The sequence below is a fragment of the Massilia sp. CT11-108 genome, from assembly GCF_047302915.1.
In the GTDB taxonomy this organism is placed as follows: domain Bacteria; phylum Pseudomonadota; class Gammaproteobacteria; order Burkholderiales; family Burkholderiaceae_D; genus Telluria; species Telluria orientalis.
In genome coordinates, this window is record NZ_JBKYMO010000288.1 from 1 (window position 1) to 7330 (window position 7330).

Genomic DNA, 7330 nt, shown 5'->3' on the forward strand with positions numbered 1-7330 from the left:
CTCCAAGTGCTTCATCGCCCAACCCCTGCTGCGTGATCAATTTAGCTTTGACAGCAAAAATTGGGCGACTACTTAGTTCCTTGATTTCTTCAGATTCCCTTCCTACTCCTTGCTTGAGTAGTCTGTCTCGACGGCTACTAAGCTTCCGCCAAGCTGGATTGGCTTTTCTCTTCTTGCCCTTGTTGTGAATACCCTGTTGTCTTTCAACCCACAAGTCAAACTCGTGCAAGTAGATATTTGCGAGGATAGGGCTGATGATGCCGCCCTGCGGAGTGCCAAGCTTATATTTGGTCAGTTGACCATTTTCCTCTCGCACTCCTGCTCGCAGGAATTTCCAAATGAGGTTAATGAACTTTTCGTCCCTGATCCGCTTTCGCAGCAGGTTAATCAGAACATTATGGTCGATGTTATCGAAGAACCCATTGATATCACCTTCCACCAGCCATTTGACGCCCTGCCAACTAGTGAACTCCCTGATCGACGTGTGACAGCTTCTTCGCGGTCTAAATCCGTGACTGTGCTCAGAGAACGTTGGAGATTCAGCATTGTCGTAGATAGATTCGAGGATTTCTCTAACCATCTCTTGGACGATCTTGTCCCTTGGCGAGGGGATGCCGAGTGGCCGTAACTTTCCATCGGCTTTCGGGATAAACTTTCGCCGCACTGGGCGAGGCTCGTACGATTCATCACGCACGGATGCGCAAATATCTTGTAGTGCCTCAAGGGAAATTTCGTCTAAGGTGACGTTGTCTTCACCCGCGGTCATGTTTCCAGGAGCGGATTTGATTCGCTCGCAAGCAAGCACCGCCAGCTGTGGTGAGCTCACTAGCCTAAAGATGTTGTCGTTGACCCAGTTAGGGTCGCGGTTCAACCTTCTTAGAGTCTCTAGTCTCTCTATGATCTTCATAGGTCATCCGACCCAACCATTGTTTGACTATCAACATTGCCTGTGACCCTTCTGAGCTTCTTCCCCTTACGGGGTCGAGCCCCCTCCCTATTAGGGGAGTAATGGTGCCTCGGACCGGGGTCGAACCGGTACGCCGTGAAGCGCAGCATTTTAAGTGCTGTGTGTCTACCAATTTCACCACCGAGGCGTCACTCTACTATGATCACTCCGTGACCATATCGCTTACGCGATTTAGGCCATCCCCGCGTTAACGATCGAACGCTGCGCCGGACTTAGGTACCCATTTCGTCATTTAGTCCCCTCGTCGGGGCTGTGCCACGACGGAAAACTATGGTGACCCTTAAAATCTTGATCAACATCATCGTGGAATGGGGCCTCGGTGTCCTTTCCCCATCGATACGGTAGACCGCACTCTGACTAGGATTCGAGCAGTTTAGCTCTTACCATATCCGTTCTACCTGCCACGCCGGGAAAGCGGACACTTTTCCCTTTGTGACTTTTCACGTCATGCTACAGTCCCTTACGAGGTTTCCCTCTCAGGTAAGACGCTGGTTTAGTCACTCTGCTTTCAGTGACATTGCATGCCTGCAACTACGTTCCATCGCCCTCTACGGGCGCACTTTTAAGTCCCGGGTGTCTACCAGTTTCACCATCCGGGCAGCGCGCCAAATTCTAGCACAGCCAGACCCGATCAGGGTCGAAATTGCAATATTGACCGCGATGGCGCGGGTGTCATTCCGGCTTGAAGGTCAGGTCGGCGTGCCCCGGGTCATCCCGGTGACGACCCGGCGCAAGCGCATGAGCCGCGCGCGCGACACCCCGAGCCGGAACGTCAAGGCCAGCACCGCCGCGCGCGGCCGGCCGGAGTGGCGGAACGCCAGCCACAGGCAGGACGCGGCGCGCCGGTCGTCGAGGACGAACAATCCATAGGCCGCCCACCACATCTTGTCGGCCCACAGCGCGCGCTGTTGCCGCGTCAGGCGGCCCGAGCGCAACCATTTCTGGCGGATCAGGAAATTCGAGTGGTGATACCAGGCGCTCGGCTGGGCAAACACGGTACGCACGACGGACGTGGCCACGATACGGTAGTGCGCCACGACCTCGGGCTGGAAAGCGAAGGCATAACGGTCCGCCAGCCGCAGCCACATGTCGTAGTCTTCGTAATTCAGGCGTTCGTCGTAGCCGCCGACGGCCTCCAGTGCGTCGCGCCGGATCAGCGTCGCCATGGCGGGGATGAAATTGCCGTTGGCCAGCCTGCTGAAGATCCGTCCCTGCGGCGGGTCGGTGACGCCATGCGCCTCGATGAAGGGTTTGGGGAGCAATTTCCCCGCTTCGTCCATCTGCCCGGCATCGGCATAGATGACGGCCGTGTCGGCGTCGAGCGATTGCGCCAGCGCCACCTGCGATTCCAGCTTGTGCGGCAGCCATGTGTCGTCGGTGGCGGTCATGCTGATGTACGTACCTTGCGCCAGCGCCAGCGCTTCGTTCAGCGAGGCGCAGATACCGCGGTTGACCTCGTGGCGGATGAAACGGGCCGCCGGATAATGCTCGGCCAGCCAGTTCGCGATGACCTGCGGCGAATGATCGCGCGAGCAGTCGTCGATCACGATCAATTCGAAGTCCTGGAACGTCTGGGCGCGAATGTTCTCCAGGCAGTCCAGCACGAAACGCTCGTGGTTATAGCAGAGGGCGATGACGGTGACGGTAGGGGTGTGCATGGATTGCCAATGCTCTAAATATAAGAACGATTGCCAGATAGTAGCCCAGCTGTAGGAAAATTCCTACTCGCTAACTGCCTGGCGTTGCGTACTTACATCGCTCGCCGTCCACGAGCCGTGCATCCGCGACCCGGTTCCGCCCGCCCCGCTTGGCCGCATACAGCGCCGCATCCGCCCGCTGCAACAGGCTTGCCAGCGACTCCCCGTCATCGAGACTGCCCACCCCCAGGCTGACCGTGTAGCGCACGGTCACGCCCCCTGGTCCGGCCACGGCGGCCTGTTCGAGCGTGCGCCGCAATTCGTCGGCGAGCGACATGGCCGCGTCCGCATCGGAATCCGGCAGCAGGACGCCGAATTCCTCCCCGCCCAGCCGGGCGCAGGTGTCGCCGCGCAGCACGGCGCCCGTCCGCGCGACGAGGTCGGCCAGCACAAGGTCGCCGACGGCATGGCCGTGGGTATCGTTGATGGACTTGAAATGGTCGACGTCGAAGATCAGCACCGACAGCGTCCTGCCCGCGCGCACGGCATCCGCGTGGGCGCGCCCGGCGCGGCCAAAGAAGGCGCGGCGCGACCAGGCGCCCGTCAGGTGGTCGTGTTCCGCCGCATACCGGGCCTGGCCGATCAGGCCGGCGTTCGCCATCATCACGGCGCCCAGGGTCAGCCCCGGCAGCGCCAGCGTGCCGAGGGCAAAGCAGACCAGGTTGACCGGCGAAGCGTCGAACAGCGCGACCTGGGCGTCATGGTGGGTCGCGTACATCAGCGCGCGCACCGCGTGGGCCGCCGCCAGGGTCAGCGCGGCGCCGAACGCGAACCGGATCGGATAACCGGCCCGGCCGGGCGGCGCCCAGGGCCGCAGCCCCCAGGCCATGGCGACGTACACGATGCCGTGAAACAGGGACGACAGCGCGACGCGCACCGCCATCGCATCCACGACGTAGTGGAATGCGCCCAGCGCCGCGGTCGACGCGGCCACCAGCACGGCCAGCGCACCGTACGGCGCCGGGCGGCCGAGGTGGCGCTGGAAGCCGGCATGCATCAGCGCCGGCGCGCACAGGAACAGCAGGTTCGCGATGTCGATCGACAGCACGTCCGCGATCCGCCCGCGGCCGGCGAACAGCAGCAGCGCCGCGATGGCCAGGACGTTCGCGACCGTCCACTCGCGCATGCCGGGCACCCCGCTACTTGCCAGCGAGCGCAGGACCATCAGCATGATCGCCGACAGTGCGATGGTGACAAATAATAGGAGTAAGGCGCTCAAATCGAAACGGGCTGGATGGGCTGGACGTGCAACACTGTCGAGACTGGCACGAGTCCCGGGAATCGCGCGCGAAATTGCGCGATAGCAATAAACCATGAGTTTAGCAAATTTGAGTCGAATGATCTTGCCGAGAAGGAACTATTCACGCGCTTTTCGGCAAAATCGTTGAAAAGATGCCCACCACGATGATGCAGAAACAACAGGGCGGCCGGTCCGCCGCGGCGCGCATCCAGGCCGTCGACGTCTTCCGGGTCCTGGCGATCGCCGCCGTCATCGCGCTGCACACCGCGCCGCGCGCAGGCCCCGACGCGGTCGGATTGCGCTTCGACGCCCGCACGGTGTGCGACCAGCTGGAACGCTTCGCCGTGCCGCTGTTCTTCATGTTGTCCGGCTATTTCTGGGCCGGCCGCTGCCAGGACCGTGCCGTATGCCGGACGGCCGGCGTGGCCCTCGCCCGGCGCGTCCTCGTGCTGTTCGTCGCCTGGTCCGCGATCTATTTCCTTATCACGGTCGCGGCGGTGGGCTGGGAAGCCGCCACGCGCCCCCTGCCCGGCCTGCCCACCCTGCTGCTGCAAGGCACCAAGGCCCACCTGTGGTTCCTGCCGGCACTTGCACTGGCGGCCCTCGTGACCGGCGTCCTGCTCGCGCGCGGCATGGAGCACACGCTCGTCGTCCTGGCGCTGGCGCTGTACGCAATCGGCCTTGCCGGCAAGGCGTATGCCGACACGCCCATCGGCTTCCACACGCACGTCAACATGCGCAATGGGCTGTGCTTCAGCCTGATCATGTTCGTCACCGGCGTCCGTCTGCAGCGCCTGGGTCCGCGGCCCGCATGGCGCCGGCTCGGCCCCGCGCTGGCGCTGGGCGGACTGGCCCTCCAGCTGGCGGAGGTCGCCTGGCTGCACGCACATTGGGGTACGAACATGGCACAGGATTTCGTGCTCGGCACCTATTTCTATGGTCTGGGCTTGACGATGCTGGCCCTGTCGGATCCGGCGCCGCTGCGCTGTCCCCGCCTCGCCGGGCTCGGGCCGCTGGTGCTGGGCATCTATGCGTCGCACTTCCTGTTCGTCGACCTGCTTGCCGGCCCGGATGCGCCGCTGCGCGCCGTCCCCGGCCGGGATATCATCGTCGTCGCCCTCGTCTTCGCGCTGTCGCTGGCGCTGACGGGATTGTTGTGGCGGTTCGCGCCCACGCGCCGCCTCGTCGCATGAATCCGGCGCCACCAAGTACGGACCGACCCGCACGGCGCGCCCTAACGGACGACCGGCGTCGCCCATCTGCGCTACCATCGTCCCATGTGTGGACGATTTGACCAAAGCCAGACCGCGCGCCATTACGCCAACCTGATCGGCTGGACCGACGCCGTGTTCGACAGCGAGTCGAGACCGACGACGAACGCGGCGCCCGGCACCTACCGCCCCGTCATGCACGTGCAGGACGGCGAGCAGCGCGTGGACGACGTGTTCTGGAGTTACCGCGCGAAATGGGCTGAAGGCAAGGTGCCCATCGTCATCAACGCCCGGCTGGAAAAGCTGGCCAACCGCTACTGGTCGCGGCTCGTCAAGAACGGGCGCGGCATCGTGCCCGCCGAGGGCTGGTACGAGTGGACGGGAGAAAAGGGCCACAAGCAGCCGTGGCACATCCACCGCAAGGACCACGCCCCGCTGTTCATGCTGGCCGTCGCCAACTTCGGCCCGTTCGAGGAGAACCGCGCCGAGGCGGGTTTCGTCATCGTCACGGACGACGCGTCCGGCGGCATGCTGGACATCCACGACCGCCGCCCCGTCGTGCTGGAGGCGGAAGACGCGAAACTCTGGCTCGATCCGGGCCTGTCGCCCCAGCAGGCCATCGAACTGGCGCGCCATGCGGCCGTGCCGGCGGATGCCTTCGAATGGTACAAGGTCAGCACGGCCGTCAACCGGGCCGGCGCCGACGGGCCGGATATCACCCGGCCGCTCGACGACTGACGTATCCCAAAGTCAACAATTGCAGCAAGTCACCTTCACAACGACAGCTGAGAACCATTATCGCAAACGCCGTTATGAGCTAGGTCGTATCGAATGTCGCAACCAAGCGCGGCGATCGATGGTCATACGAGACCGCAAGACATGACGAAAGGGTTGCGCAATGGGTGACTACCTGAGGATCCAAGAAATGTTGAAGGAAGGCGAAGCCTATGCCGGCCTGATACTCGGCAAGAACGGCGAGTCCGACTACCACCTGGTGCTGTTGCCGGACGAAGCGTCCGACGTCAGCTGGCCTGCCGCGCGCGAATGGGCTGCCGCGCGGCAAGGCGGGCTGCCGACACGGCGCGAACTCGCCCTGCTGTTCGCCAACCTGCGCGAAGGTTTCGACCGCGTCTGGTACTGGTCGAACGAGTCCCACGACACACGGCCGCAACTGGTCTGGGGGCAGAATTTTGCCAGCGGCATCCAGACCGTGTATGGCCGTCCGTTCCGCGGGCATGCCCGCGCGATCCGGCGTATCGACGCCGGATGACGGCCACGGCAGGCGGTGCGCCGCCTGCCGCAGCGCTGCTGCTCTTACTTCGTCGTTTTCGCCTCGGTGAAGACGTTGGAGCGGCCAATGGGCTGATCCATGTTGGCCAGGAACCAGGCCGTCGTCGCCATGACGGCGGCGTGGCGGCGCAGGTTTTCCGGATCCACCTTATCGAAGGTATCGGCGGGGGTATGGTGATAATTGAAGTAATCGGACGAATCGATCCACGGTTCGAAGGTCGGCACGCCCGAATCTTCCAGGTCGTGCAGGTCGCCGGCACCGACGACGTCGTCGCGCCGGAATGCGCCCGCGCCCATCGGATACAGGGCCGCCTGCAGCGGCGCGAGCAGCTTCGCGCCGGCCACGCCGATGCCCGCGTGCAGGCCGAACGGACGGCCCGAGCCGCCGTCGTCCTCGTACGCCGCGAAATGCTTCTCGGCGAGCTTCTTGTTGACGGCGTCATACGTGTGCCCGCCGCGGCCGCCGTTCTCCTCGTTCATCCAGGCGACGACGCGGATCGTGCGGCGCGGGCGGTAATCCAGCTTGCGCAGCGTGTTGATCACTTCCATCGCGCTGACGACGCCGGACGCGTCGTCGTTGGCGCCGGTGGCGAGGTCCCACGAATCCAGGTGGCCCGACACGATCACGATCTCGTCGGCCTTGTCGGTGCCCGGCCAGTCGGCGATCACGTTGTAGCTGTCGGCGTCCGGCAGGATCTGCGGCGTCAGGGTCAGGTGCATCGTGACGGGTCCGCGCTTCGACAGGCGCGAAATCAGCAGCGAGTCTTCGATCGTGACGGCCGCCGCCGGGATGCGCGCATCGTCTTTGAGGAGCGTGGCGCCCGTGTGCGGGATGCGGTAAGCGGCACCGCCGACGAGCTGCGCAAGCTGGGCGCCAAGGTCACGCTGCAACCGGTCAAGGTGCCGCACTGGGTGCGCGGCGAAG

7 protein-coding genes and 1 tRNA gene are annotated in these 7330 nt (G+C 63.6%); 3 read left to right on the forward strand and 5 right to left on the reverse strand.

Features of this window, described 5'->3' with window-relative positions; translation table 11 throughout:
* From ACEN88_RS20490 to ACEN88_RS20505, 4 genes are all read right to left on the reverse strand, one after another.
* The coding region (locus tag ACEN88_RS20490; protein ID WP_413342506.1) for a reverse transcriptase domain-containing protein at nt 1-907 on the reverse strand (907 nt) is incomplete at its 3' end.
* 102 nt (nt 908-1009) lie between these two features.
* Nucleotides 1010-1094, reverse strand: a tRNA-Leu gene (locus tag ACEN88_RS20495).
* 562 nt (nt 1095-1656) lie between these two features.
* On the reverse strand, nt 1657-2625 hold the full coding sequence (locus ACEN88_RS20500; protein WP_413342508.1) for a glycosyltransferase family 2 protein: 969 nt from the start codon (nt 2623-2625) through the stop codon (nt 1657-1659).
* 70 nt (nt 2626-2695) lie between these two features.
* Nucleotides 2696-3883 carry a diguanylate cyclase gene (locus tag ACEN88_RS20505; protein WP_413342509.1) on the reverse strand — a complete coding sequence of 396 codons (1188 nt, stop codon included), beginning with the start codon at nt 3881-3883 and terminating at the stop codon, nt 2696-2698.
* Between the two features lie 185 nt (nt 3884-4068).
* Between ACEN88_RS20505 and ACEN88_RS20510 the strand changes: the two genes are divergently transcribed.
* The 3 genes from ACEN88_RS20510 (at nt 4069) to ACEN88_RS20520 (ending at nt 6385) form a co-directional block, all read left to right on the forward strand.
* Nucleotides 4069-5097, forward strand: coding sequence for an acyltransferase (locus ACEN88_RS20510; RefSeq protein WP_413342510.1), 1029 nt, complete (start codon nt 4069-4071; stop codon nt 5095-5097).
* Between the two features lie 84 nt (nt 5098-5181).
* Nucleotides 5182-5853, forward strand: a complete 672-nt coding sequence (locus ACEN88_RS20515; protein WP_413342512.1) for an SOS response-associated peptidase — start codon at nt 5182-5184, stop codon at nt 5851-5853.
* Nucleotides 5854-6040: 187 nt separating this feature from the next.
* Nucleotides 6041-6385 (forward strand): DUF1566 domain-containing protein, encoded by a 345-nt coding sequence (locus ACEN88_RS20520; protein ID WP_413342514.1) that lies wholly within the window; start codon nt 6041-6043, stop codon nt 6383-6385.
* A gap of 44 nt (nt 6386-6429) precedes the next feature.
* Here the strand turns inward: ACEN88_RS20520 and ACEN88_RS20525 are convergent.
* Nucleotides 6430-7330 (reverse strand): M20/M25/M40 family metallo-hydrolase (locus ACEN88_RS20525; RefSeq protein WP_413342516.1); only part of this gene is annotated, 901 nt, incomplete at its 5' end.